This is a genomic window from Mesorhizobium sp. 1M-11, from assembly GCF_001303895.1.
In the GTDB taxonomy this organism is placed as follows: domain Bacteria; phylum Pseudomonadota; class Alphaproteobacteria; order Rhizobiales; family Rhizobiaceae; genus Mesorhizobium.
On the sequence record NZ_LJSD01000011.1, the window covers coordinates 577,707 to 604,322 of the forward strand.

The 26,616-nt window shown below is 62.1% G+C and carries 24 protein-coding genes; 14 read left to right on the forward strand and 10 right to left on the reverse strand.

The window, feature by feature from the left end; genetic code table 11:
• The first annotated feature begins 13 nt into the window (after positions 1-13).
• From AO692_RS06610 to AO692_RS06640, 7 genes are all read left to right on the forward strand, one after another.
• Positions 14-772, forward strand: coding sequence for an SDR family NAD(P)-dependent oxidoreductase (locus tag AO692_RS06610; protein ID WP_054309224.1), 759 nt, complete (start codon positions 14-16; stop codon positions 770-772).
• A 25-nt stretch (positions 773-797) separates the two neighbouring features.
• A complete protein-coding gene (locus tag AO692_RS06615; RefSeq protein WP_054309225.1) occupies positions 798-1,304 on the forward strand; it encodes a TRAP transporter small permease in 507 nt (168 codons plus the stop codon).
• Between the two features lie 10 nt (positions 1,305-1,314).
• Positions 1,315-2,622 carry a TRAP transporter large permease gene (locus AO692_RS06620; RefSeq protein WP_054309226.1) on the forward strand — a complete coding sequence of 436 codons (1,308 nt, stop codon included), beginning with the start codon at positions 1,315-1,317 and terminating at the stop codon, positions 2,620-2,622.
• A gap of 70 nt (positions 2,623-2,692) precedes the next feature.
• Positions 2,693-3,811, forward strand: coding sequence for a C4-dicarboxylate TRAP transporter substrate-binding protein (locus AO692_RS06625; protein ID WP_054309227.1), 1,119 nt, complete (start codon positions 2,693-2,695; stop codon positions 3,809-3,811).
• Between the two features lie 62 nt (positions 3,812-3,873).
• The gene (locus AO692_RS06630) at positions 3,874-4,611 is read left to right on the forward strand and encodes an SDR family NAD(P)-dependent oxidoreductase (RefSeq protein ID WP_054309228.1); all 738 of its coding nucleotides are present in this window, start codon (positions 3,874-3,876) and stop codon (positions 4,609-4,611) included.
• 46 nt (positions 4,612-4,657) lie between these two features.
• Complete coding sequence (locus AO692_RS06635; RefSeq protein WP_244483266.1) at positions 4,658-5,428, forward strand: SDR family oxidoreductase; 771 nt, start codon at positions 4,658-4,660, stop codon at positions 5,426-5,428.
• Positions 5,415-7,118, forward strand: a complete 1,704-nt coding sequence (locus AO692_RS06640; RefSeq protein ID WP_054309229.1) for an FAD-dependent oxidoreductase — start codon at positions 5,415-5,417, stop codon at positions 7,116-7,118. Before AO692_RS06635 ends, AO692_RS06640 begins: the two co-directional genes overlap by 14 nt.
• A gap of 29 nt (positions 7,119-7,147) precedes the next feature.
• Here AO692_RS06640 and AO692_RS06645 read toward each other — a convergent pair whose 3' ends face one another.
• Positions 7,148-9,217, reverse strand: a complete 2,070-nt coding sequence (locus AO692_RS06645) for an NAD(P)-binding protein (protein WP_054309230.1) — start codon at positions 9,215-9,217, stop codon at positions 7,148-7,150.
• Positions 9,218-9,450: 233 nt separating this feature from the next.
• On the opposite strand from AO692_RS06645, the gene argE reads away from it, so the two are divergent.
• Positions 9,451-10,620, forward strand: a complete 1,170-nt coding sequence (gene argE / locus AO692_RS06650; protein WP_054309231.1) for an acetylornithine deacetylase — start codon at positions 9,451-9,453, stop codon at positions 10,618-10,620.
• A 4-nt stretch (positions 10,621-10,624) separates the two neighbouring features.
• On the opposite strand, the gene AO692_RS06655 is transcribed toward argE, so the two are convergent.
• The 9 genes from AO692_RS06655 to AO692_RS06695 form a co-directional block, all read right to left on the reverse strand.
• Positions 10,625-11,560 (reverse strand): LysR family transcriptional regulator, encoded by a 936-nt coding sequence (locus AO692_RS06655; protein WP_054309232.1) that lies wholly within the window; start codon positions 11,558-11,560, stop codon positions 10,625-10,627.
• 50 nt (positions 11,561-11,610) lie between these two features.
• Positions 11,611-13,101: an aldehyde dehydrogenase gene (locus AO692_RS06660; protein ID WP_054309233.1), complete on the reverse strand. Its 1,491-nt coding sequence runs from the start codon at positions 13,099-13,101 to the stop codon at positions 11,611-11,613.
• Positions 13,102-13,131: 30 nt separating this feature from the next.
• Positions 13,132-13,806, reverse strand: coding sequence for a DUF1028 domain-containing protein (locus tag AO692_RS06665; RefSeq protein WP_054309234.1), 675 nt, complete (start codon positions 13,804-13,806; stop codon positions 13,132-13,134).
• Between the two features lie 10 nt (positions 13,807-13,816).
• Complete coding sequence (locus AO692_RS06670; protein WP_054309235.1) at positions 13,817-14,230, reverse strand: RidA family protein; 414 nt, start codon at positions 14,228-14,230, stop codon at positions 13,817-13,819.
• Positions 14,231-14,423: 193 nt separating this feature from the next.
• On the reverse strand, positions 14,424-15,698 hold the full coding sequence (locus tag AO692_RS06675; protein ID WP_054309236.1) for an NAD(P)/FAD-dependent oxidoreductase: 1,275 nt from the start codon (positions 15,696-15,698) through the stop codon (positions 14,424-14,426).
• Between the two features lie 192 nt (positions 15,699-15,890).
• A complete protein-coding gene (locus tag AO692_RS06680) occupies positions 15,891-16,592 on the reverse strand; it encodes an ABC transporter ATP-binding protein (RefSeq protein WP_054309237.1) in 702 nt (233 codons plus the stop codon).
• Complete coding sequence (locus AO692_RS06685; RefSeq protein ID WP_244483267.1) at positions 16,585-17,370, reverse strand: ABC transporter ATP-binding protein; 786 nt, start codon at positions 17,368-17,370, stop codon at positions 16,585-16,587. Before AO692_RS06685 ends, AO692_RS06680 begins: the two co-directional genes overlap by 8 nt.
• Positions 17,367-18,542, reverse strand: coding sequence for a branched-chain amino acid ABC transporter permease (locus tag AO692_RS06690; protein WP_054309238.1), 1,176 nt, complete (start codon positions 18,540-18,542; stop codon positions 17,367-17,369). The genes AO692_RS06685 and AO692_RS06690 overlap by 4 nt, the downstream gene beginning before the upstream one ends.
• Position 18,543: 1 nt before the next feature.
• Positions 18,544-19,461, reverse strand: a complete 918-nt coding sequence (locus AO692_RS06695) for a branched-chain amino acid ABC transporter permease (RefSeq protein WP_054309239.1) — start codon at positions 19,459-19,461, stop codon at positions 18,544-18,546.
• A 196-nt stretch (positions 19,462-19,657) separates the two neighbouring features.
• Here AO692_RS06695 and AO692_RS06700 point away from each other — a divergent pair, with 196 nt between their 5' ends.
• From AO692_RS06700 to AO692_RS06725, 6 genes are all read left to right on the forward strand, one after another.
• Positions 19,658-20,788 carry a branched-chain amino acid ABC transporter substrate-binding protein gene (locus tag AO692_RS06700; RefSeq protein ID WP_054309240.1) on the forward strand — a complete coding sequence of 377 codons (1,131 nt, stop codon included), beginning with the start codon at positions 19,658-19,660 and terminating at the stop codon, positions 20,786-20,788.
• 94 nt (positions 20,789-20,882) lie between these two features.
• Entirely contained in the window at positions 20,883-21,968 is a 1,086-nt protein-coding gene (locus AO692_RS06705) for an ABC transporter ATP-binding protein (RefSeq protein WP_054309474.1), read from the forward strand.
• The gene (locus tag AO692_RS06710; RefSeq protein ID WP_054309241.1) at positions 21,965-22,882 is read left to right on the forward strand and encodes an ABC transporter permease; all 918 of its coding nucleotides are present in this window, start codon (positions 21,965-21,967) and stop codon (positions 22,880-22,882) included. Before AO692_RS06705 ends, AO692_RS06710 begins: the two co-directional genes overlap by 4 nt.
• On the forward strand, positions 22,879-23,661 hold the full coding sequence (locus AO692_RS06715) for an ABC transporter permease (RefSeq protein ID WP_054309242.1): 783 nt from the start codon (positions 22,879-22,881) through the stop codon (positions 23,659-23,661). The genes AO692_RS06710 and AO692_RS06715 overlap by 4 nt, the downstream gene beginning before the upstream one ends.
• Positions 23,662-23,856: 195 nt before the next feature.
• Positions 23,857-24,894: an extracellular solute-binding protein gene (locus AO692_RS06720; protein WP_054309243.1), complete on the forward strand. Its 1,038-nt coding sequence runs from the start codon at positions 23,857-23,859 to the stop codon at positions 24,892-24,894.
• 77 nt (positions 24,895-24,971) lie between these two features.
• Positions 24,972-26,570: a GMC family oxidoreductase N-terminal domain-containing protein gene (locus tag AO692_RS06725; RefSeq protein ID WP_054309244.1), complete on the forward strand. Its 1,599-nt coding sequence runs from the start codon at positions 24,972-24,974 to the stop codon at positions 26,568-26,570.
• The last annotated feature ends 46 nt before the right edge of the window (positions 26,571-26,616 follow it).

A 26,616-nucleotide genomic window follows, 5' to 3' on the forward strand; every position in this document is an offset into this window, starting at 1 on the left:
GGAGCCTCTCTGCATGTCGAATATCTGTCTGGTCACCGGCGCTGCCGGTGGCATCGGGAAAGCTATTGTCTCGCGCCTGGCGCAGGACGGTTACTCCGTGCTCGCTGCCGATCTTTCGGAGCAGAAAGCGCAGGCGACGATTGCGGGCATTCCAGGCAGCGGTCACCGCGCGATCGCGCTCGATGTCGCCAATGAAGCCGAAGTGGCCTCCGTTTTCTCTGACGCCGCCGAACGAGGAACTCCAATCGACCAAGTCGTCGCTGCTGCTGGCATCCTGCTCTTCGCAGATAATGGCGAGCGGCCACCGATCATCGACATCACTCTTGCCGACTGGCAACGCACCCAGTCCGTGAACTCCACCGGCACATTCCTGCTGTTGCGCGAGTTCCTGCGCGCTGCCTCCCGCCGTCAAATAGCCAATGGCCGTTTCATTGGCTTCAGTTCAGTCGCCGCACAACTTGGCGGGTACCGTTCCAGTGCAGCCTATATCGCGTCCAAGACCGCGATCCTGGGGCTGATCAAGGCCGGCGCGCGCGAAGCGGCGGCACTGGGCGTGACGGTCAATGCCGTGGCGCCCGGCCTGATCGATGCGCCGATGCTTCGGCAGTCCCTGCCTCCGGAAAACGATGGCGCGGCGGCGAGCAACATCCCGCTCCAGCGGCTTGGAACGCCAGAGGACGTCGCCGGCGCCGTGTCGTTCCTGATCGGTCCGGACGCCGCCTACATCACCGGCGCGGTGATCGACATCAATGGCGGCTACCGGATGCAGTGATGCGCGCCATGGGAGGGAGGAAATCATGGTGAAAATCGCCGAAACGCTGACCCGGCTGCTGGCTTGGGTCGCAGGGCTGGCCGTTCTGCTGATGATGTTTCACGTCATGATCGATGTGCTGGGCAAGTATCTTTTCAATGCGCCGCTGCCCGGCACGGCCGAAGTTGTCGCCGCCTACTACATGATCGGCGCTGTATTCCTGCCGCTGGCGTGGGTCGAGGTCTCAGGCGGCTCCATCGTCGTCGAGGTGATCTACGAAAAGGTTCCGGAGCGCGCGCAGAAGGTCATGTTGATCTTGGCCGACGTCGTTTCAGCGATCTACTACAGCGTATTGGCTTGGTTCTCCTGGGGCGTCGCCGTTCACGCCTGGAGGATCAACGAAACGGTCGACGGAATCTGGCGCGTCACCACCTGGCCCGCGAAGTTCCTGCTGCCTTTCGGCTTCGGCCTCGTCGTTGTCGTGCTTTTGATGCGCATTGCCATGGGTGAGCGCGGGCGCATGAAAGCGGCTCATTCCGCCGTCGAGATCTGAGAGGACCAAGATGGAACGGCTGGAAATCGGCTTCATCGGCATTTTTGCCATTCTCGCGCTGATCGGCATTCGTGTGCCGATCGGTGTTGCCATGGGCACGACTGCCTTCTTCGGAATCTGGGCCATGATGGGCCTGGGTCCTGCCATCGGCATCTCGAAGGCAATCCCTTTCAACCTCATCGGTGACTGGAATCTCTCGGCTATCCCGATGTTCCTGTTCATGGGTTTCGTTGCGGTCGAAGCCGGGCTGACACGCGGCCTGTTCGGCGCTGCGCGTATCTTTCTGGCCCGTATTCCAGGTGGGCTTGCTTCGTCTACCGTCTTTGCGTCGGCCCTGTTCGGAGCCGCGAGCGGCTCAAGTGTTGCCACATCGGCAGCCTTCTCGCGCATCGCCATCCCAGAAATGCTGGATGGAAAATACAATCCCGGCCTTGCGACTGGCTCGGTTGCCGCATCCGGCACGCTCGCGGCGCTCATACCGCCTTCGGTATTGATGATCGTCTATTGCCTACTGGTCGACAGTTCCATCAACACGCTCTTCATGGCGGGCGTGGTACCGGGCATCCTGACCGCCGCAGCCTTCATAATCATGATCACGCTGCGTTGCGTGCTCAATCCCGATCTCGCGCCACGCTATGTTGACACGACGACGGGTGCTGAAAAATGGGCGCTTATCCGTGATGCTTGGCCGCTGCCGGTGATCACCTTCGTCGTCATGGGCGGCATCTTCACCGGCGCTTTCACGGCAACCGAATCCGGGGCGGTCGGCGCCTTCCTGGCCTGCATCATCGCGGCGATCCGCGGCCGGCTCAACTATCCGATGTTGCGACGTGCGCTTATCGACACCGCCTCCGGCACCTCGGCCATCTTCATGATCGTGCTTGGTGCAGCCCTGTTTGCCCGTTTCGTTGCGCTTGCCACGATCCCGACCTGGGTGATGGGTTTCTTTGAAGGCTACGAGACGATGACCATCGTCATCTGCATCTGCATCATCCTGGTGTTGATGGGCACTTTCATGGAGGAAATCTCCATCATGCTGCTCACCATGCCGGTTCTGGTGCCGGTGCTCAGCAGCCACGGTATCGACCTCACCTGGTTCGGCATCCTGGTGATCAAGTTGATGACGATCGGGCTGATCAGCCCACCGGTCGGCATGAACGTCTTCGTCATCAAATCCGCGCTCGGCGATCGCGTCACGCTCAACCAGATTTTCGGCGGCGTCACCTGGTTCATTGTTGTCGATCTGTTCGTGCTGGCCGCGCTGATCGCTTTCCCGCAGATCAGCCTGTGGCTGCCAAATCTGATGATGAGCCGATAGCGGACGAAGCCTGCGCCCAGGCACAGCAAGAGCCAACGCGTCAACAATCAAACAAAAAAGGGAGTGAGAGATGAGAAAACTGCTTTTGGGAACAGCCGCCCTGTCGCTGCTGACCTCGGCCGCATGGTCGGACACCTTCCAGGCCACGAACTGGATGGCACCTGCCCATATTCTCAACGAGTTTCCGTACCAGCAGTTCTCCAAGGATGTCGCCAAGGCAACGGACGGCGCGCTGCAGTTCGAGGTCTATTCGTCCGGAGCTCTGGTACCGGCGCCGACCACCATGCAGGCGATCTCGGACGGCGTGGCCCAGCTCGGCATCGTCTATCCGCCTTACACGCCTTCCGAGCTTCCGCTCAGCAACACAGTCAACGACCTGGCCTTTGTCGCGAAGGACGATCTGGCGGCTGCCTTCGCCTGGACAGAGCTCGGCCTGACAAATCCCAAGCTTCGTGCCGAATGGTCGAAGAACGGCGGCGTCTTCGTCGGCGGCTATTCGACGCCATTCTACAATTTCATCTGCATGAACGAGATCGTCTCGCCCAAGGATGTTGCGGGAAAGAAGGTGCGCGTCGCCGGCACCGCCCAGACGGAATGGATCCAATCGTTGAAGGGCGTTCCGGTCTCCGTGCCGATCGCGGATGTCTATTCCGGGCTGGAGCGCGGCTCCATCGATTGCACCATGTCCGATGCCACCAACCTCGACAAGGGCAACAAATTCTGGGAGGTGGCTAAGACGGTGAACACCTTGCCGATGGGCGTTGTCGTCGGGGCCACATATGTCTTCAACAAGGACTTCTGGATCGGACGGACACCGGAGCAGCGCCGCATCCTGCTTGATGAGGTCGCCGTTGGACTTGCCCGGTCACAGGTTGCCTATCACGTTGGCGTTGAAGCGGCGTTGAAAGGTTCTGCCGAGCGCGGTCTCAAGGTCTCGGAGCCAACGCAGGAAATGAAAGATGCGTTGAGCGCATTCCAGGCCTCCGTGGCCAAGGCCCTGCCGGCAAAGGCGGTCGCGACGCGCGGCATCGAAGACCCGACGGACGTGCTCAACGAATTCGTCACGCTCGAGGAGAAGTGGCGCAAGCTCGTCGCCGACGTCGATCGCACCAATCCGGACGCCGTCGCCGCGATCCTGAAGACCAATCTCTACGACAAGATCGATCCCAGCACCTTCGGTGCCGACTAGCGAGCCGACATGCATCCGGCGCGTCTGCCGTCGCGCCGGATGCATGTCCTTCAGAGATCAGAATGCCAAAACAGGTTCTTCCAGAAGCAATCGTCACCGGTGCAGGCTCCGGCATAGGACGCGCCATCGCCCGTCGCCTGGCGAATGAAGGCTTTGCCGTCATTGTCGTCGACCGGGCGGCAGATCCGGCTGACGAAACAGCGCGCCAGTTGCGGGCCGAAGGACATGAGGCGCGTGCGGAAGTTCTCGACATCACGGATGCAGCCGCTACGCAGCGTCTCATCGACACCGCTCCGAATTTGCGGGTGCTGGTCAACAATGCCGGCATTTTCGACGTGAAGAAATTCGATCAACTGACCGCGGACGATTTCCGCCGCATGTATGAGGTGAACCTGATCGCGATGTTCACGCTCTGCCAGCAGGCGGCTCGGGTTCTTCCCGAAGGGGGGCGCATCATCAATCTGGCTTCGCGTGCGGCTTTCGGTGCACGCAATTACGCCCACTATGCCGCCTCGAAGGCGGGCGTGGCAGGCCTCACCAAGGCACTCGCACTCGAACTGGCTGCCAAACAGATCACCGTCAATGCGATCGCGCCAGGCGTGATCATGACGGACATGCTGTTGGAGCGGCCGGACGGGATCGCGGAACTGGCGGCAGAACAGCCGACAGGCAAGCTCGGCAAGCCGGAACACATCGCCCATGCCGCAGCCTTCTTTGCCAGCCCATTCGCGGAATACGTCACCGGGCAGGTTCTCATCGTCGACGGCGGCCGATCCGTCGGTGGCACAGCGGCATTTTAAGGAGGACGCGTTGACATCTTTGTCTTCATCATTGGAGCCCTCGGCCTTGAATGGCCGCACCGCGATCGTTACCGGCGCGGCGCAGGGGATCGGCCTGGCAATTGCCGAGGCGCTGCTTGCGGCCGGAGCGCATGTTGTGGCAGTCGACCGCGAGGCGCCGGGGCTTCAGGCATTGACCGTGGCCCGTCCTCGCGTGACGGCAGTCGTCGGCGATGTCACAGATCCCGCATTACCGGAAGCAATCGATGCGGCAATGGCCGCTGCCGGCCTGGCCCCTAACATCCTCGTCAACAATGCGGGCATCGCCCGTGGAGCGCATGCGCTGCAAACGACCGACGAGGATTTCGACCGTTATTTCCAGGTCAATGTGCTTGGGCTGTTTCGGCTCTCGCGATGGGCGGTCGGTGAGATGATGCGCCTGGGCGGCGGGGCCATCGTCAACACGGCCTCGATCTTCGGAGAGATCGGCGCATTCAACTCCTGCGGCTATTCCGCATCCAAGGCGGCGGTGATCGGGCTGACGCGCCAGATGGCGACCGATTTCGGGCCCAACGGAATACGCGTCAATGCGGTGGCGCCTGGCTTGATCGAAACGCCGCTTACGGCAGAGCGCATCCGCACGGAGGCATGGCGACGGCACCAGATGATCGATGGTGCACCACTTCGCCGGGTGGGGAAGCCCGAGGATGTGGCGCGCGCCGTGCGCTTTCTGGCGTCGGACGAGGCAAGCTTCATCACCGGGCAGGTATTGGCCGTTGATGGCGGCTGGGCCATGGGGCGCTATCCACGCGAAGAGCCGATCCATGCCGACGTCTGAACTTCCTGAAAGCTGCGATCTCCTGGTCATCGGATCAGGCGCTGCCGGCATGGCAGCAGCTATTTCCGCGAGCCATCACGGCTTGAACCCTGTCATTGTCGAAAAAGCGGATGTCTTCGGCGGCTCAACGGCAGTGTCGGGCGGGGCCATCTGGGTTCCCTGCAACCCGCTGATGCAGGCAGCTGGAATGGCCGACAGCCGCGAAGCTGCAAGAACCTATATCCGTGATGAAAGCGGTAACCGTTTCAACGCCGAGCTTGTCGACGCTTTCCTGGAAAAGGGGCCGGAGGCAATTGCTTTCTTCCATGACAAGACAGCACTCAAACTGTCACATCGCGCCTTTTCCCCGGACTATCACCCTGACGGCGAAGGCGCGACCGAGGGTGGCCGATCCCTTGATGCGCTCGACTATGATGGGCGGCGCCTTGGCCAAGATCTTTATCGACTGCGTTCGCCGATCGCCGACTTCACCATTCTGGGCGGGATGCCTCTTGGTCGACCGGATATCTACCACTTCCTGCGGCTGACACGTTCCGCGAAATCGGCAGTCTACGCTACCAAAACCGTGCTCCGTTATCTTCGTGACCGAATTGTCTGGAAACGAAACACGCGGCTTGTCATGGGGGCAGCAGTGGCAGGGCGGCTTGCCGAAACCGTTTTTGAGCGCGGCATTGCGCTCCACACGAGTCATGAATTGATCAAGCTCGTCCAGGATGGTGATGGCCGTGTCACAGGTGCGGAACTCACCGGTCCGAACGGGACGACACGTATCGCCGCCAAGCACGGCGTCGTGCTCGCGACTGGCGGATTTCCGCACGACACGGTGCGACGCGCCCGCCAATTCGACCATGTTCGTAAAGGTCTGCCACATTATTCGATGTCGCCGGCAGCAAGCACAGGCGGAGCGATCGTGGCGGCAGAGGCCATCGGCGCGGCCTTCGTCGAGACAAATGCCAATGGCGGGTTTTGGACGCCGGTTTCACTGCTGCCCAATGAAGACGGTTCGCGGCGACCATTCCCGCATCTGTTCCTTGATCGCGCCAAGCCTGGCGTTATCGCAGTCGGACATGACGGGCGCCGTTTCGTCAACGAAGCCGTCAGCTATCATGATTTTGTTCAGGGCCTCATTGCCAAGCTCCTGGAGGAAGGCCGGCGCTCGGCATGGCTGATTGCTGATCATGCAGCGCTTCGCCGCTATGGTCTGGGGGCGGCCCATGCGTTCCCGGCAAAGATCGGCAGGCATTTGAAGAGCGGCTATCTGAAGCGAGATACATCGCTCGGCGAGCTTGCGCGGCAATGCGGTATCGATGCCACACAACTAGAGCGAACCGTTGCTGCCTTCAACCACAAAGCATTGCGCGGTGACGATCCCGAATTCGGCAAAGGCACAACCAGCTATCAGCGCTATCTCGGAGATGCAGAGAACAAGCCGAACCCGTGTGTCAGACCACTCGAAGGTCCATTTTACGCCATCGAAATATTTCCCGGCGACATCGGCACGACGATGGGGCTGGACATCACGGCCAAGGGCCAGGTGAAAAATCGGGACGGCCGCGTGATTCCGGGTCTCTACGCTTGCGGCAACGACATCAATTCGATCATGGCGGGCTCCTATCCAGGCCCAGGCATCACCCTCGGACCAGCCCTGACCTTTGGCTATGTTGTAGGCGAAACGGCTGCAACGGCCTGACCCTAGCAAATTCCTGGCGCGCCGATCTTCTATTCAGCCGCCAGCGCCGTGACCTCTCGCCGGAACGGCAGCGCATCGCCGATATCCGGCTCGTCCAGTTCGCGGGCGAAGCGGTGGCCTGCATAGGTCGCCCAGGCGATCGGCCCAGGCGCCTCCGCGTCACCGATGACCTTGATCGAAAGAATGCCGTTGTCGGGCCATTCTCCCCGACGCTCCTTGAGTTCGCTCCAGAGAGCGTCGTTCTGCGAGCGCGACGTCACCAGCACCACGGCGTCGGCAGCGAAATCCCGCTCGGCGCCGGTGTAGGCGCATGCCGTGGCGACACCGCCCGCCATCACCCGTGTCACGACGCGATTGAGAACGATCTCGACACCGAGTTCGGCCAGGCGCCGGTGGATCGCGCCCTGCTCCAGCGTGTTGCGGGTCCAGTCGGAGACATAGGCCGAGGGCGTGACCAGCGTGACCCTCGCGCCTTGCCTTGCCATCAGCTCCGCGAGCACGCCACCCATGTAGTAATGGTCGTCGTCGAACAGCACGACGTTGCCGCAAGGCACTTTTCCATCCATCAGGTCATCCGGCGTATAGACGGGCATGGCCGCATCCATCGGCATCGGCACGACATGCGCACGCGCCACGCCGTCGTGCCGCCAGGCGGCGCCGGTGGCGATGGCGACATTCTGGAAGCCGAAGGCAAGGATGTCGTCCGCGGAGAGTTGGCTGTCGAAATAGACATCGACATTCGACATCTGGCTTAGTTGGTACTGGCGATAATCACGCACGCGGCCCCAGGCCGAGAGACCCGGCAGGCGGCATTCGCGCGCCACACGGCCGCCGAGTTCCTTGCCGGCCTCGGCGAGGACCACCTGATAGCCACGGGCACCAAGCGCACGCGCCGCTTCCAGCCCGGCGGGACCGGCACCGACGACCAACACCGTTTCGCTGGCGCCCTTCGCCTGCATGCGCTCCGGATGCCAGCCCTTGCGCCATTCCTCCATGAAGGTGGGGTTCTGCGTGCAGCGCGAGATCGACATGGTCATGTCGCCGGTGATGCAGATGTTGCAGCCGATGCATTCGCGAATGTCCTCGATACGCCCCTCCTCCACCTTCTTCGGCAGGAAGGGATCGGCAATCGAAGGCCGGGCACAACCGATGAAGTCGAGCGTGCCGGACTTGATCATCTTCACCATCACATCGGGCGAGGTGAAGCGTCCTACCCCAACGACCGGCCTGGAGGTGAGTTTCTTGATGCCGGCCACCAGGGTTTCCTGCGCGGCTTCGTCCTTGAAGCGCGATGGGCCTGAACAATCCTCCCAGGCGCCGTGGGCAAGATCCCAGAGATCGGGCAGGGCGGCGTGCATCTCGATCATGTCGCGGACTTCGGAATTGGCGAAGCCGAGTTCGCCGATCATCTCGTCCAGCGAAAGGCGCAACGTCAGCCCGCAGGTGTCACCAATGGCGTCGCGCCCTTCCTCGATCAGTTCGCGCATGAGGCGCGAACGGTTCTCCAGGGAGCCGCCATATTCGTCAGTGCGCTGGTTGGTGGCGGTGGAGAGGAAATGCTGGATGATGCCGAAGCCGTGGGCTCCGTAGAGACAGACAAGATCGAAGCCCGCCAGCTTGGCGCGCTTGAAGGCATTGCGGTGCCAGCGCCGCAGGTCGCGTATGTCCTGCTTGTCCATGGCGCGGGCCTGCACCGGATCGTTCGTGAAAGTGCGGATCGGTAGCGCCGTCGGCCCGCGCGGCACCTCGCGCGTGTAGAGGTTCGGTCCGTTGATACCGGAATAAGCAAGCTGGATGCCGGCCAGCGCGCCGTGCGAGCGCATCGCGGCCGCCATCTTCGCCAATGCCGGGATATCCTGGTCTTCCCACAGTCTCAATTCGATGAAAGGCGTGATTTCCGAGGTATGGTGCATCTCGGTCTGTTCGGTGAAGATGACGCCCCAGCCGCCTTCCGATTTCGTGCGCCGCATCTCGGCCGCCGCCGACGGATCGCGATAGCCACCGCCATTGCAATGCGGAACCTGATAGAATCGGTTCTTGGCGGTGACCGGACCGATCTTCATCGGCTCGAACAGAATGTCGTAGCGGGGATCGCGCATGAACTCTCCTCCGGTGGCTGGCATCGGGCGCTGGCAATGTTGCCGTCTATTCATAGGAGGACGGCGGCGACACAAAACTAGAGTTTTCTTCCGTGCCGCTTAGGAGCCGCCTAACGGCCCGGAACCACGGATCATTGCAGGAACGGCAAAGCCGATGCAGGGCAGAAGCAAATGCGAATTCAACGATCCGGCGCGCCGATGCTAGAAAGTCGCCACGAATGTGAGACGTGACCATGAACAGCATTGATATCCTGGAAAGACTGATCGCCTTCCCGACCGTAAGCCGTGATTCCAATCTGGCTCTGATCCGCTATGTCGCTGATTTGCTGGACGCCAAGGGCATCCAATGCCAGCTCATCCATAATCACGACGGGCACAAGGCCAATCTTTTCGCCACGATCGGCCCGGGTGAACGGCCAGGTGTCATGCTCTCCGGCCATACCGACGTCGTGCCCGTCGATGGCCAGGACTGGACCTTGCCAACTTTCGAAATGTCGAGCCGGGACGGCAAGCTGTTCGGACGCGGTGCCGCCGACATGAAAGGCTTCGTCGCCTGTGCCGTTGCCGCGGCGCTGAACGCAACGGAGCGACCATTGCATACGCCGCTGCATCTGGCCCTGTCCTATGACGAGGAGATCGGCTGCCTCGGTGTTCGCAGCCTGGTGGAGATGCTCGGCGCCGCCCCTCACAAACCGCTGCTCTGCATCGTCGGCGAGCCGACATCCATGCAGGTCGCTACCGGTCACAAGGGCAAGGTCGCCGCAAGTGCTCTCTGCAGGGGACGCGAAGGCCATTCGGCGTTGGCACCACTGGCGCTCAACGCCATTCACCTCGGCTGCGACTTCATTGGCGTTCTGCGCAGCGAACAGGACCGGCTGGCGCGAGATGGTGCCCGCGACGGCGACTACGACATTCCCTACACCACCGTACACGCCGGCAAGATCAATGGCGGTGTGGCGCTGAACATCGTGCCGAACCTCTGCCAGGTCGATTTCGAGATCCGCAACATCGCCGCCGACAATCCGGACGTCATCCTCGAGCGTCTGCGGGGCGAGGCTGCCCGCATCGCTGCCACGGCTGCGGATATCGCACCCGAAGCGGCAATCGACATCGAAATCACCAACACCTATCCAGGCCTCGACACGCCGGCGAATTCGGAAGCCGTGGCCTTCGTGAAATCGCTGACCGGAGCCAACGGCACGATCAAGGTGGCCTTCGGCACGGAAGGCGGCTTGTTCAGCCGCGATGTCGGCACGCCGACGGTGGTCTGCGGCCCCGGCTCGATGGCACAGGGACACAAGCCGGACGAATTCGTCACGGTCGAGCAGATGCAGCGCTGCGATGACATGCTGGAGAAGCTTCTGGACCGGCTTGTCGAAGGGGCGGTGTCGACCGGCGGCTGAGCAGCTATCCCACGACCCGCTCGGTCCCGAACACACCCTGTTCGACCACAAAGCGACGGCAATGCAGGATGAACGCCTGCACGGTCTGTGTGCGATGCTCTGCATTGGGCATGGCGATGCCCATGGTCAGCGGACGGATGTCGCCACCCAGGGGCACGAACACCAGCGGCTTGCCGTCGGGAGACAACGTGTTGAGCGGCCGCATGTTGGCAATGCCATAGCCAAAACCATTGGCCACCATCGAGCGCATGACGGCGATGTCGCCGGTGCGCTCGGCTATGTAGGGGCGCAGTCCCTTTTGCTGGAAAGCGGACAGGAAATATTCGCGGCTGAACGGCAGGTCCAGCAGCACCATCGGTTGATCGACCAGCTCTTCCGGCGATATCGACTCCCTGCCGGCGAGCGCATGTCCGGGCGGCAGCATGACATAGGCCGGCAGTTGCATCACAGGCTCGAAGGCCATGTCCTGGGACAATTCGAGATCGTAGGTGAGCGCCGCATCGATTTCGCCTCGCTGCAGCATCTCCAGCAGTTGCCCCTGGTTGCGCTCGAACTGCCGGACGCGAACGTCGGGGTAGCTCTCTTCGAACCTGCGCCGCAGGGCGGGCAGGATGATCTGTGCGAAGGTCAGCAGGCAGCCGATCGCCAGCGGCCCCCTCACCTTTTCGGCGATGTCACCCGCCACGTCGTGCAAGGCATCGGCATCGGCAAGGAGACGCGCCGCTTCCTTCAGGAAGACGCGGCCACCTGCTGTCAGCGACAGGCCGTGGGAGTGTTTGCGGACAAAAAGCTGGACGCCGAATTCCGTTTCCAGCTGCGCGATCGACGCTGAAATGGACGGCGGCGAGACGTTCACCTGCTCCGCCGCCTTGGCGATAGATCCCGCCTCGCCCACGGCAACGAAATATTCCAGCTGTCTGAGGGTAAAGCGGAGTGGCATGGCCGGCTATGTTGCCAGTTTCGGAGCGCTGATCAAGGCGTCCGTGTTTCTCAATATTTGATCCAGGTTGTCTTGAGCGCGGTGTATTTGTCCAGCGCGTGCAGCGACAGGTCGCGGCCGAAGCCCGACTGCTTGAAACCGCCGAAGGGCGTCATCGGGCTCAAGGCATCGACCGTGTTGACCGAAACCGTCCCCGCATGCAGACGCTCGGCGATCCTGTGCGCACGCGAAAGGCTGTCCGTCCACAGTGAAGCTGCCAGGCCATAGACGCTGTCGTTGGCAATCCGGAGCGCTTCATCTTCGTCATCGAAGGCGATGACCGACAGCACCGGCCCGAAGATCTCCTCACGCGCAATGGTATCCTGTGGCGATACGTTGTCGAAGATCGTCGGCTGAACGAAGCTGCCGCGGCCGTTGACGGTCACCTGCTCGCCACCGGTCACCAGGCGTGCCGTCTTCTTGCCGGCCTCGACGAACCTCATGACATTGGCCGCGTGGCGTGCATCGACCAATGCCCCCATCTTAGAGGCCGGGTCGAGCGGGTCGCCGGGCTGGGTCGCCGCGGCACGCTCGGCCAGCTTCTCGACCATGGCATCCTTGATGCCGCGCTGCACCAGCAGGCGCGAATTGGCCGAGCAGACCTCGCCCTGATTGAAGAAGATGCCGAAGGCCGCCATATCGGCCGCTGCATCCAGATTGCCGCAGTCGGCGAAGACCAGATTCGGGCTCTTGCCACCGGTTTCCAGCCAAACCTGTTTCATGTTGGACTGGCCGGAATACTGCAGGAACATCTTGCCGACGGCCGTTGAACCGGTGAAGGCGAGACAGTCGACGTCCATGTGGCGGCCGAGGGCCTGGCCAGCAGTCTCGCCCAGACCTGGAACGACATTCAGGACGCCGGCCGGCAGGCCGGCTTCCATGGCAAGCTCGGCAAGCCGCAATGCAGAAAACGGCGACTGTTCGGCGGGCTTCAGCACGACCGAGTTTCCGGCAGCCAGTGCCGGCGCGCATTTCCAGGTCGCCATGTCGAGCGGGAAGTTCCAAGGCACCACGGCGCCGACCACGCCGAGCGGCTCGCGCCGGACCAGAACCAGGTCACCGGAGCCGGTCGGGGCGACTTCGTCATAGAGCTTGTCGATCGCCTCAGCGTACCACTGGAAGATGCCGGCTGAACCCGGCACGTCGATGGCGGCGGCATCGGCAACCAGCTTGCCCATATCGAGCGATTCCAGCAGAGCGAGCTCGTGCAGGTTCTCACGCAACAACTGCGCCAGACGCAGCAGCACTTCCTTGCGGTGCGCGGGAGCTGCACGGGACCAGCTGCCTGAAAGGAAAGCGCGACGAGCCGATGCGACGGCGCGGTCGACATCTTCCTCGCCACACGACGCCACCTCGGCCAGCGTTTCTCCCGTCGCCGGGTTGATGCTCGCGAAAGTACGGCCGGAGCGCGCAGCAACGAACTTGCCGTCGATGAACGCCTTGTCGCGAAAGCGGATGGCGGCCGCCTTGTCGATCCAGCCCCTGTGGCCAAGTTCGCTCATACCGGCTCCTGCTTGCTTACGTCAGCGCTGTTACTCGTCGCCCGGCACGCCGTAGCTCGGCGCATCGGAGGGATTTATAGCGCGGGTCACATAGGCGTCGAGCTGAGGCTTGTAGATGTCCCAGAGCTTCGCCAGTTCCTCGATCGGACATTCTTCCGTCCAGTCGCAGCGCAGGTCCGCCACCGGCCAGGCCACTTCCCGGACGAGCCTCATGCCGGCGGAGTGAACGGGACCGGCCTCGCCGCCTGCTTTCAATGCTGCCCGCATCGTGGCGATGATGCGGTCGCCGAGGTGGCCTTTGGAAGCCAGGAAAGCGTCGACCATCGCCTGCGGCACCCCTTCATTGGCAAGCAGATTGCCGCCACAGGCGACGTTCTCGTCGCGTGCCTCGGCCCAGATGCCGAGGGCTTTGGGGCCCGAATGAATGGCGCTGATGCCGGCACCGTCCACCGTCAGCAATTGCCTGTATTCCATATGCGCGCCGGTGCGCTTGAGAATGGCGACGGCTTCTGCGGCCGACGCGCCCTGCGCCATCAGATCGAGCGCCCGGGTCCCCAGCGTCGGGTCGGTCACGTTCTGGCTGGCGATAGCGCCGACACCCGCCTGCGCGTAGGCGCAGCGTGCGGCGACCGCCGGCGAGGACGACGAGACAGCGACGCCGAACATGCCGGTGCGGCTGCAGCGCGCGACGATGGAGAAGGTCATGGCCTGCCCCTCAGTCCGGAATGACGGCGGTGCCGTCGATCTCGACCAGCCATTCGGGGCGAGCCAGCGCCGTCACCACCAGGCCGGTCGAAACCGGATGCACGCCCTTGATGTATTCGCCCATGGTCCGGTAGACCGCTTCGCGGTGGCGGACGTCGGTGATGTAGACCACCACCTTCACCAGATGTTCCATCTTGCCGCCGCACTCTTCGATGAGCTGCTTGATGTTCTGCATGACCTTATGGGTCTGCTCGACCGGGTCGTGACTGTCGAGATTCTTGGCCGTATCCAGGTCCTGCGGGCATTGTCCGCGCAGGAAGATCATGGTGCCACGCGCCACCACCGCCTGGCACAGGTCATTGTCGAGCTTCTGCTCGGGATAGGTATCCTTGGTGTTGAACTTGCGAACCCGGGTATGCGCCATGCTGGTCTCCATCGGATCGGACTAAAGGCCCGCGTCATGCGACAGTCGGTCCGTGCCCGTATTTGTCATTCGGATATTCGTCAGGCGCGTTGAACGCCGAAAGAACAGTCTTTCTCATTGCTGATAAGGACCCGCCTAATCAGCCCCCCAGTCGGCAATGAGAACAGTCGGTCGTGAAAGCGATCGCTGGCGGCTAGGCGTCTTCGGTCTGGCGTTTGGCGGCAGCGTGATAGGCCATATATTTGCGCAGCGTGGAAATGCGGTCGGCCAGATGCTTGGCGTCGTGCCAGACGCCCCAGATAAAGCTGGACCCCCTGCGCGATTGCCACGGCAAGCCGAGGAAATAGATGCCGGGTTCGCTCGACACACCGCGCTGATGCTTCGGCCTGCCCTTCTCGTCGAACGCATCCACTTTCAACCAGTTGTAGTCGACGGAATAGCCCGTAGCCCAGATGATCGAGGTGATACCGGCCTCTGCCAGATTCAGTTGGAGAATGGGATCGGTCATGCAAGCCGGATCGGGGTCGAGCCTGCGCGCTTCGGGCTCTTCCGGAAGATCCAGACCGTTGGCAAGGGCATAGGCGTCAGCCTCGTCCATCAGTGCGTGATGATTGGCGTCGCCGCGAGCGATGTTCTCAGTGAGGTCGGGAGCGAAACGCATGACACCGTCCGCATAGCTTTCGGTGCGGCCGACCAGCGTCATCCCCCGTGCAGCGAGACGCCGGAAATCGATCGTCTCGCCGCCACGGGCACCGCTCACCGCGATCGTGACATGCTCGGTTCCTGGGCCCGGGGTTTCAGCGTCCCATTTGTTGAGAACCCCCAGCCACCAGCAGAAGTCGTAGCCGCGGTAGCTGCGGAACGGGCGGTCATGCGGCCCGACCGAAAGATAGACCTGCTTTCCCGTGCGCACCAGTTCATCGGCGATCTGCACGCCCGATGAGCCGGCGCCAACCACCAGCACAGCGCCCTCGGGCAGCTGTTCCGGGTTGTGGTAAGTATTGGAATGCATCTGCATCAAACCGGCATTGTCCGGAACGATCTTCGGGATGATCGGATGCTGGAAAGCCCCGGTGGCGGCAACCACGCTGTTGGCCTCGATGACGCCGGCCGAGGTCTCGACGCGAAAACCGGGGCGCCCGATCAGCCGCCGCACCTCCTTGACCTCGACGCCGCAGCGGATCGGCGCACCGATCATCTTGGCATAGGCGACGAAATAGTCTGCGACCTGCTCCTTGCCGACAAAGCCGTCCGGGTCGATATCCGGGAACTCCATGCCTGGGAAACGGTCATGCCATGCCGGTCCGTTGGCGACCAGCGAATCCCAGCGTTCGGAGCGCCAACGTTCGGCGATACGATGCCGCTCGAGAACGAGATGGGGCACGCCGCATTTGCTCAGGTTTTCGCTCATGGCCACCCCTGCCTGGCCAGCGCCGACGACAAGCGTGTCTATTTTTTCGACCGACATTTCAGCGCCCTTCTCTGGCCCCCCGGGATTCCTGCAACCGCAGCGGAGGTCTGATTGCCGGTTTACTGGAGGGGTCGGATCACGAAAATTACGATTTCACGTGGCAGTGGTTAGCCTGTCCCTAAATACCGGATCGAAGCGAGCGACCGCGGCCTGAAAGGACAGGCAAACCTTGAAACCCTCGGCCTGGAATCAGAGATAGAGGCTCTTGGCTGCTTTCGACGACAGCAGCTCGCGAGCGGGACCTTCCTGTGCAACGCGGCCTTTGACCAGCACATAACCGCGATCGGCGATGCCGAGACCCATCTCGGCATTCTGCTCGATGAGCAAGATGGTCGTGCCGCGCCGGTGCACTTCGCTGGTGATCTCGAAATATTCGTCGATCAGCTTCGGCGACAACCCAAGCGACGGCTCGTCCATGATGACCAGCTTCGGCTCGCCGATAAGGGCACGCGCCAGCGCCACCATCGCCTGCTCTCCGCCCGACAAGGTGCCGGCCGCCTGGCGCAGTCTTTCGCGGATGCGTGGAAACAGGTCACACATTTTGTCGAGCTGCGGCTGGAAATTCGGCCCGCGCCCGGAAACGGCGTCATAGCCGAGGCGCAAGTTCTCCTGCACGGTCAGGCTCGGGAAAAGCCGCCTGCCCTCCGGCACCAGCCCAACACCGAGCGCGGCCAGATTCTCGGTACCGAGCGAAGCCATGTCGCAGCCCATGACATCGACTTTGCCGCGCAGGGCGCGCACGACACCACAGACTGTCATGAAGGTGGTTGTCTTGCCGGCGCCATTCGGGCCGAGCAGGCATACCAGTTCGCCGGACTGCACCTTGATGCTCAAACCGCGCAGCATCGGCACCGGGCCGTAGGCGGTGTCGACATCCTTCAGCTCAAGCATGGACGGCGGCCTTTCCGAGATAGGCTTCCTGCACACGCGGATCGGATTTCACTTTCGCAAAATCCCCCTCTGCGATCCTGCTGCCGTAATCCACGCACATGACATGGTCCGGAAACGCCTCGACCACGCGCATGTCGTGCTCGATCAGGATCACCGAAAGCTCAGGCCTCTCCGTCCGCAAGCGACTGATATCGGCTATCAGCGCATCCGTCTCCACCTCGTCCATGCCGACGGATGGTTCGTCGAGCAGCAGCAGTTTCGGCTCGGAGGCGAGCGCGCGGGCGATTTCAAGCCGGCGCCGGTCGGCCTGCGCCAGCGTGCCGGCTGGCCGATGGCGCTGTTCGAAGAGATCGCCGGAACTGGCCTTCAACAGCACTTCGGCCTTTTCCACGCAGGCCGCCATTTCGCGCCGCGACGCGCCAGGCAGGAACAGCGCGCCCAGCACCCCCGTTTTGGTGCGCGTGTGCATGCCGATGATGACATTGTCGAGAACGCTCAGGTCGGAAAACAGCCGCGACGTCTGGAACGTGCGGCCGATGCCGCGCGCCACCACCTCGTGCGACGGGTGGCCGGTGATGTCGACGCCGTCGAAGCGCACGTGACCCGCGGTTGGCCGATAGACGCCGGTGACGACGTTGAACAGCGTGGACTTGCCTGCACCGTTCGGCCCTATCACGGCCAGCACTTCACCGCGGCCGATGGAGAAGCTGACGGCATTCAGCGCGACCAGCCCGCCGAAACGCATCGTCGCGTCATTGACTTCCAGCAGTGCGTTCACCGGCTCTCTCCGTAGCTGCGAATGCGCTGCGGGAAGAGACCCTGCGGGCGGATCATCAGGAAGCCGATGATGACGATGCCGAAGAAGAGCAGCCGGTAGTCGGAAAAAGCGCGGAGCTTTTCGGGCAGGATGGTCAGCAAGAACGCACCGACGATGACGCCGAAGATGTTGTCCATGCCACCGACGATCACCATCGTCATGATGGTGACAGAGACCAGGAAGGTGAAATTGTCGGGCGAGATATAGGAAACGTAGAAGGCATAGATGGTGCCGGCGAAAGCGGCGAGGAATGCATCAACCGCGAAGGCCAGAACCTTGAACCAGGCAACGTTGATGCCTTGCGCCCGCGCCGCGATCTCGTCGGCGCGCAGTGCGTTCCAGGCGAGGCCGATGCGGGAGGAATGCAGGCGATGCGCCGTGACGATGGCCACCACCACAAGCAAGGCGGAGAGATAGTAGAAATTGGCCTGGCTCGGCAGCTTCCAGCCGAACACGACCAGCGGGCTGGCGAAAGAATGGCCGAACAATGACGGCGCCGGAATGCCGACCAATCCGTTCGGACCGCCGGTCCAGTCGAAATTGTTCAGGAGCTGCTGCACGACCACGCCGAAGGCGATGGTGACCAGCGCGAGATAGGTATCGCGTGTGCGCATCGACGGAATGCCGATGAGGAAGCCGAACAGCGTGGCTGCGATGGCGGCGGCCGGCAGGGTCAGCCAGAAGCTCAGGCCGAAATTGATGGCCAGCAGCGCCGAGACATAGGCGCCGATACCGTATGAAGCACCGGTTGCGAAATTGGGGATGTTGGCACTGCCGAGCTGGAAGTTGAGCGCCAGCGCCAGCACCGCATAGAGCTGCGCGACGATGAGCAGATGCAGCACATAGGTGTTGTTGCCGACAGCGAACGGAAACAGCACCACGACGACAACGGCCGTCACTAAAGCGACGACAGGCGTGCGCGAAAAGCTTGCCATGACGAAGTCGGTGATCTGCGGACGCTTTTCGAGAAGATAGAAGCCGGCAGCCAGCAGCGCGAGCAGACCCACGACCTCCAGGCCGCCTTCGGCCTTCAGGATCAGATAGAGGAAGGCGGCACCCAGCAGCTGGATGCCAACGACTACGGCAGCGGCCTGGCCAAGGCCCGGCATTTCGGAAGATGCACGCGTGCTCATGCTACACCTTCACCATGACGGGGCGGCCGAGCAGCCCTTCCGGGCGGAAAAGCAGAACGCCGATGACCAGCAGGAAGACGAAGACGAGCCGGTAGGAGGCTCCGTCCGGCACGAAGGTCTGGGCCAACACCTCGATGCCGGCGATGATGAGCCCACCAAGAATGGCGCCAGGCATCGAACCCAGGCCACCGATGACCGCCGCGGAAAACCCGAGCAGTCCGGCCATGACGCCGAAGTCGAAGCGCGTCACGCCAGCGTAGCTCGCGAAGAGCAGTCCGGCGATGGCGCCGATGGCCGAGGCGACGAAGAACGTTGCGCGAAAAACGCGTGTATCACGAATGCCCATCATGCGCGCCACGATGCGATCTTCGGACGCCGCCCGTATCCGCAGGCCCAACGGTGTCAGGCGCAGGAAGGCAAAGAGCAGAACCACCAGCACAAGCGTCAGCGCCACCACCAGCAGCGTGAACCAGCCGACCTGAACACCGGCGATTTCCAGCGCAACGCCGGAGGCAAGGCGCGGGAACGCATGGGGATTGGAGCCTTGCGGATAGAGATGACGGATCAGTTCGCGAATGACGATACCGAGCGCGACAGTGGCCACCAGCGCCATCATCGCCGGCGCGTCCCTGAAGCGCCGGATCACCACCTTGTCCAGGACGACGCCGATGAGGCCGACGGCGAACACGGCGAAGCAGGCGGCAACGATCAGCCAGACCGGGCCGGATACGCCGATCGCGATGGCCAATGCCTGAGCCGCGGCCAATGCGATGAAAGGTGACGTCATCGCGACATCACCATGCGAGAAATGGATGACGTTGAGGACGCCGAAGATCAGGCTGAAGCCGATAGCCAGCAAAGCGTAGATGCACCCGAGGGTTATCCAGTTCACCAGTTGCTGGACAAATAGCTCCGCCATGCCGCCCGTCTCTCGATTGGAGGCGAACGATTAGCAGCGCCTCCCGCATGAGCACATAATGAATCTCCGATGTAGCGGATAGCAATTTCCGAATTTCGCGGGCAGGCGGCAGCGCAATATAGTTGCGTTCGGATGGTGGTCCACGAACCAACGGAACGCGGCCATCGCGTCAGAAAACGATAAAAGAGGTGGAACCATGCTTAACAGGCGCAGTGCGCTTACGCGCGTATCTTCTTTGCTGGCCGGATCCGTATTCGCGCTTTCCCTCGGGATGGCCGAAGCCCGTGCCGACCAGATCAAACTTGGGTTCATCGGCCCCCTCTCCGGCGGCAACGCCCAGCAGGGCCTTGGCGCCCGCAACGGCTTCCTGCAGGCCATCGACGAGGCCAATGCCAATGGCTACCCGCATCAGGTGGAGGGCGTCGTCCTGGATGATGCGTCCGATCCTGCTGTCGGCGTTTCCGCGGCCCAGAAGCTGATCAACGATCCGGCCGTCGTCGGCGCCACCGGCCACTGGAACAGCTCGGTGGCGCTGGCCACCATCCCGGTCTTCAACCGCGCGCAGATGCCATTCATCGTCTGGGGTGCGGTCAGCCCGAAGATCACGGAACAGAATCTGCCCAACGTCACGCGCGTCACGCCGACGCTGGTCAATGAGAACAAGCCGCTTGCCGAGGCCATCGCCAAGGAAGGCAAGGTCAAGAAGATCGCCATCATCTCCGACACCACCGACTATGGCGCAGCCAACACCAAATGGTTCGGCGATTTCTTCAAGGCGGCCGGTGGTGAGATCGTGTTCTCGGATGCGGCGGCGGTCGGCACCACCGACTTCCGCGCCATGCTGACGACAGCGAAGGCCGCGGCTCCGGATGCGGTCTATTTCGGCGGCGTGGTGACAGAAGCAGCGCTCGTGCGCAGCCAGATGGGCGACCTCGGCATGGGTTCGCTGCCGATGTACGGCATCTCCGGCATCTATGATCCGAAGTTCATCGAGATCGCCGGTGCGGCGGCCGAAGGCACGATCGTCGGTACACCCGCCGTGCAGACCAATCCGAAGCTGGAGGCCTTCTACAAGGCATACGAAGCCAAGGCCTATCCCGATCCGGCCGGCTCCTATGCGAAATACGCCTATGAAGCGACGCAGATCCTGCTCGAGGTGATCAAGGAAAAAGGCATCGAGGATAAGGAGGCGCTGAGCCAAGCCATTCGCGCGATCAAGCACGAGGGAATCCTGGGAACGGTTTCGTTCGACCAGGATGGCCAGACGCAGATGCCTGTCGAGATTGACCGCTTCATGGTGCACGACGGCAAGTGGGTCAAGATGTGATCGATCCGCCGGCATTGCCGCGTCTAGCGCAATGCCGGCGGATCGATCACATTGCGATAAGCCACGCCCTCCTGTCGAGATCGTCCATATGGATATGAGCCGCCCCGCGCAGCACAAGAAGGCCGTGGAGATCAAGGATGTCTCCAAGGCCTTCGGCAACTTCCAGGCGTTGAAGCCGGTCAGCTTCGATATCTACGAAAACGAGTTCTTCACGCTGCTTGGCCCCTCGGGCTGCGGCAAGACCACCTTGCTGCGCATGATCGCTGGTTTCGAGCAGCCATCGACCGGTGAGATCGCGCTGCGTGGTACCAACATCCAGGCCCTGCCGCCGCACAAGCGACGGGTGAACACCGTGTTCCAGAGCTATGCGCTGTTCCCGCACATGACGCTGGAGCAGAACATCGCCTTCGGCCTCGAAAACCTGGGTTGGCCGAAGGAGCGCCGTATGGCGCGCGTGGCCGACATGCTGCGTCTCGTGCACATGGAGAAGTTCGCCACCCGCAAACCGCAGCAGCTTTCGGGCGGTCAGCGGCAGCGTATCGCGCTCGCCCGAGCGCTCGCGCCGGAGCCCGAGGTGCTGTTGCTCGACGAGCCGCTTTCGGCGCTCGACCTCAAGCTCAGACAGGCTATGCGCGACGAATTGCGCACACTGCAGCGTCAGACCGGCATCACCTTCGTCTTTGTCACCCACGACCAGGAAGAAGCTCTCGACATGTCGGATCGCATCTGCGTGCTCGGCGACGGCGAGATCCAGCAGCTCGGAACGCCCGCCGACATCTATGAAGAGCCGTCCAACCGCTTCGTCGCCGACTTCATCGGCGAGACCAATTTCCTCGACGCCGAGGTGATCTCCCTCGACGGCGATCGCGCGACGGTTTCGATCCCCCTCGGCGTCACGCTGAACGCACCACAGAAACAGGCAGCAGTGGGCGACAGGGCTGTCATGTCCATACGCCCGGAAAAGATCAGCCTGCCCTCGCAGGATGGCCAGATCGCCACCGAAGGCACGATCATCGGCGCGAACTATCTCGGCGGTTACACACACTATGTGGTGGACGCCAACGGCACCTTGCTGCGCGTTTCCAAACGCAACAGCCAAAGCCGCGACCGCACGCTCGAAGTGGGCCAATCCGTAAAACTGAGCTTCGCAGCGGAATCGGCGCGGATCCTGGGCGCATGAACCAGCGCCCCAAATTACCCGGTTGGCCAAAATTGTCTGACTGGAATGTGCTGGGGCTCCTGCCGGCGCACCTGATCATGCTGATGACGCTGATCATTCCGGTCGGCATCATCGCCCTGGTGTCGTTTTCGACCCGAGGCCCCTATGGCGGCTTCGACTATGTGTTCACCACCGCACCCTACAAGCAGATCCTGTTCAACGAAGGCTGGAGCGGAGAACTCGAATTCAATCCGCAATATCTGATCGTCGTCGCCAGGACCGTCATCCTGTCGCTGGCCACCACGATCATCTGCCTGGCTCTGAGCTTCCCGGTCGCGTATTTCATCTCGCTGCAGAAGACGTCGGCCAAGATGCTGCTGATCTATCTGGTGACGCTGCCGTTCTGGGTCTCAATGATCGTGCGCGTCTATTCGTGGATCATCATCCTCGGCAATGACGGGGTAATCGCCAAGGCGCTGCGTGCGCTCGGGATCAACGAAAACATGGGCAGCCTGCTCTTCACCGATACGGCAATGCTGATCGGTCTCGTCTACAGCTACATCCCGCTGATGATCCTGCCGGTCTTTGCCTCGATCGAAAAGCTCGACCCGGCCCTGGTGGAAGCCTCGCACGATCTCTACGGCAGCCGCCTGACGACGCTTCGCCGCGTGATCCTGCCGCTCTGCCGTCCAGGCATGGCCGCGGGCGCCATCCTGGTTTTCGTTCCTTGTCTTGGCGCCGTTCTGGAACCCGTCCTGCTCGGCGGAGGCAAGACGATGATGATGGGTAACCTGATCCAGCTGCAGTTCGGCGCCGCCCGCAACTGGCCGCTGGGGGCAGCCATTTCCATCGTGCTGATGTGCGCCGTGATGGTCTTCCTGCTGTGGCGCGGCGTCCAGGCGATGCGCAAGGAAGGCAGGGAGGCCAGCGCATGACCAGTAACGTTCGGCGCTATCCCGGCTTCGGCCTGTTCAGCCTGATCTTCTTCGTCTACCTCTATCTGCCGATTGCCGTTGTGGTTTTCTATTCCTTCAACGCCAACCGCATCGTCTCCAATTGGGGCGGGTTCTCGCTGCACTGGTATACGACGGCGCTGTCGAATGCCGCGCTTGTAGGGGCGGTGAAGACGTCCCTGTTCGTCGCCACCATCGCCACGGTGCTTTCCACCATCGTCGCGCTGATGGCAGCGCTCGTGCTGGTGCGCGGAAGAAACGTACGTTTCCGGCGCGTCTCCGAGACGGTTGTCAATCTGCCGCTGCTGCTGCCCGAGATCGTCGTTGCGGTGGCTGTGCTCATCCTGTTTTCCGAAGTGGGCCTGACCAACGGCCTGCTCAAGCTCACCATCGCGCACACGACATTCTGCATCCCCTTCGCCTTCCTGCCGATACGGGCGAGACTGCAAGGCATGGACGCCGACCTGGAGGAAGCCGCGCGCGATCTCTACGCTTCGGCCTGGGTTGCCTTTCGCCGTGTGACGTTGCCGCTGATCCTGCCCGGTGTGTTCGCGGGTGCGATGCTCGCCTTCGTCATCTCCATGGACGATTTCATCACCAGCAATCTGCTGAATTCGGGCGGCGCCACGACCCTGCCGGTCTACATCTTTTCGCTGATCAAGCAGGGTGTCTCGCCGCAGCTCAACGCGATCTCCACCTTGATCATGATCGTTTCCGTGGTGCTCGCTACCGTCGCGTTCCTGCTGCAGCGCCGGCAGTAGAGCGGAGCGTGAACAAGATGAATCAGCATCCTGCTCTATCCCCTTGTTTCGGCTCATGATCTTGTCCGGCTTCGGTTCGGGATCATGCCTGTACGCAGAGCGAGCTTTTTCCTAAGCACCACGTCGGGCAAATGAAATTTATCACTGGAGCCCGTTTGTTATCGTCCCCCGAAACACAATGATAAGGGGAGCTCCATGTCTGTAAAAACACGTTTCTCGACGCTGGCCGCGGCCGGCGCATTCAGCCTTCTCGCCAGTGCTTCCGCATGGGCGGAAGGCTCGCTTTCAATCTACGCCTGGGCTGACTCGATCGCTCCCGACGCGGTGGCGAAATTCGAGAAGGAGACCGGGATCAAGGTCACTGTCGACGCCTTCTCCTCGAATGAAGACCTGCTGACCAAACTGCAGGCCGGTTCATCAGGCTACGACATCGTCACACCGTCCCAGCACTTCGTGAAGATCATGATCGACAGCGGCCTGCTCGAGGATATCGGCGCAAGCTCGATGCCGGCCTTCCAGCAGATCCTGCCCGAATGGCAGAAGCAATGGTGGGATCCAACCGGCGATTACTCGGTGCCGCTCGCCTATGGCAATGCGGGCTTTACGGTCAACCGCAACCTCTACAAGGGCCCGGTCGACAGCTGGAAAGTCTACTTCGAACCTTCCGAGGAACTGAAGGGCAAGATCGCCAGCCTCGCCCAGCCGGACGAAGTCATCCCAGCCGCGCAGAACTATCTCGGCATCCCCTATTGCAGCGAGGATCCGAAGGAAATGAAGCGCGTGCTCGACCTCCTGCAGGCGCAGAAGCCGTTCGTCGCGGCTTATTCGAGCGACAACATCGAAAACCGTATCGGCGGTGGCGAAGTGGCCATGCATTTCTGGTGGGATGGCAACACCATGCGGGTGCGTCGCAACGACAAGGCCAATGTCGAATATGCGATGCCGAAGGAAGGCCTCGTCGGTTGGCTGGATTCCTACGTGGTGCCCAAGGGCGCGGCCAATCTCGAGAATGCCAAGAAGTTCATCAACTTCATGGCGGAGCAGGAAAACGCCACCATCGAGTACAACTACTACGGCCATTCCTCGCCAGTGAAGGTGGACGCGAGCAAGGCGCTCTATAACAAGGAGAACGCGCCGGAGCTTTTCCCGACCGCGCCCGTAAAGATGAGCCAGGCCTGCTCGCCGGCCGCGCAGGAACTGGTCACCAAGGTCTGGACGCAGCTTCTGCAGTAGCAGCGTAGCTCCCATCCGCATGTCGCTCCCGCCCCAATCCGTGGGCGGGAAGCTCCCCCGCTATCCCGGCATAAATCATGAATGACACATACGACTACATCGTCGTCGGCTCCGGCTCCGCCGGTTGCGTGCTGGCGAACCGTCTCAGTGACAACCCGGCAATGAAGGTCTGCCTGATCGAAGCCGGTGGTAGCGACCAAAACCTGCGGGTGAAAGTTCCAGCCGGAATCCTGTCGCTCTATGGCAACCCGAACTACGACTATTGCTATGTCGGTGTGCCGCAACCGCAGCTGAACGGCCGCCGGATTCCGGTCAACCGCGGCAAGGCGCTGGGTGGCTCGACCTCGATCAATTCCATGGTCTACATCCGCGGCGCGGCTGCAGACTACGACGAGTGGGCAAGCCTTGGCTGTGCCGGCTGGGCCTACGACGACGTGCTGCCTGTTTTCAAAAGGCTGGAGCGCAATCTGCTCGATCAGGACAGGCGCTATCACGGCACGGACGGCGACCTTTTGGTCGACAACCCGCGCGATCCCAACGAGCTCTCACGCATGTTCGTTCAGGCAGGCAAGGACGCCGGCTTGCCAGAGAACACCGATTTCAATGCCGGGTCGCAATTCGGTGTCGGCATCTACAACGTGACGCAGGACCGGGGGCAACGCTTCAGCGCTTTCACCGCTTTCGTCCGCCCGGTGCTCGACCGTCCGAACCTAACCGTATTGAGCGAATGCTCGGTCAAAAGCGTTGTCGTCTCGGGCAAGCGGGCGACGGGCGTGCAGGTCCGGCACAAAGGCGTAGACACAAAGCTGACGGCGACACGCGAAGTGGTGCTTTCGGCAGGAGCCATCAACTCGCCGCAGATCTTGCTCGAATCCGGGATCGGCCCGGTCGAGGAGCTTCGGCGTGTCGGCGTCACGCCGGTCCATGAACTGCCCGGTGTCGGCAAGAACCTGCAGGACCATGTCGATGGCATGATCACGGTGCGCTCGTCGAGTGTGCGCACGCTTGGCCTTTCGGTTGCCAACCTCCCCCGGATCCTCGCCGCGCCCTACCGGTATTTCGCGCATCGCAAAGGGATGCTGACGACCAACTATGTCGAGGCCGGAGGCTTCGCACGAACCCGTTACGCGGGCGCAGAGCCCGACATCCAGTTCCACTTCGTGCCGGGCTATCGCAGCCATCGCGGCAGATTGGTCGAATATGGCCACGGCTACGCCATCCACACTTGCGTGCTGCGGCCGAAAAGCGTCGGCGAGATCACGCTTTCGCGCGACGGCTCATCGACAACCACTCGGATCGATCATCGTTTCTTTTCGGATGAACGGGACGCCCAGGTTCTTGTCGAAGGCATCAAGGTCGCGCGTGCGATCTTTGCATCGTCAGTCTTCGATACGGTGCGCGGTGTCGAGATGCTGCCAGGAAAGGACGTTCGCTCCGACGACGAGATCCTTGCCTATCTGCGCGCCGAGGCGCTCACCGTCTATCACCCAGTCGGCACCTGCAAGATGGGCGACGACGCCATGGCTGTGGCTGATCCACGAACGCTGAAAGTGCGTGGCCTGGAAGGGCTTCGGGTCGCCGACGCTTCCATCATGCCGAAGTTGATCGCCGGCAACACCAACGCGCCGACCATGATGATCGGCCAGCGCGCGGCGGATATGATCCTTCAATCCTAGTCAGGGGATCGCTCCCGAGCGACCAACGTACCGCTCGGGAGCGCGC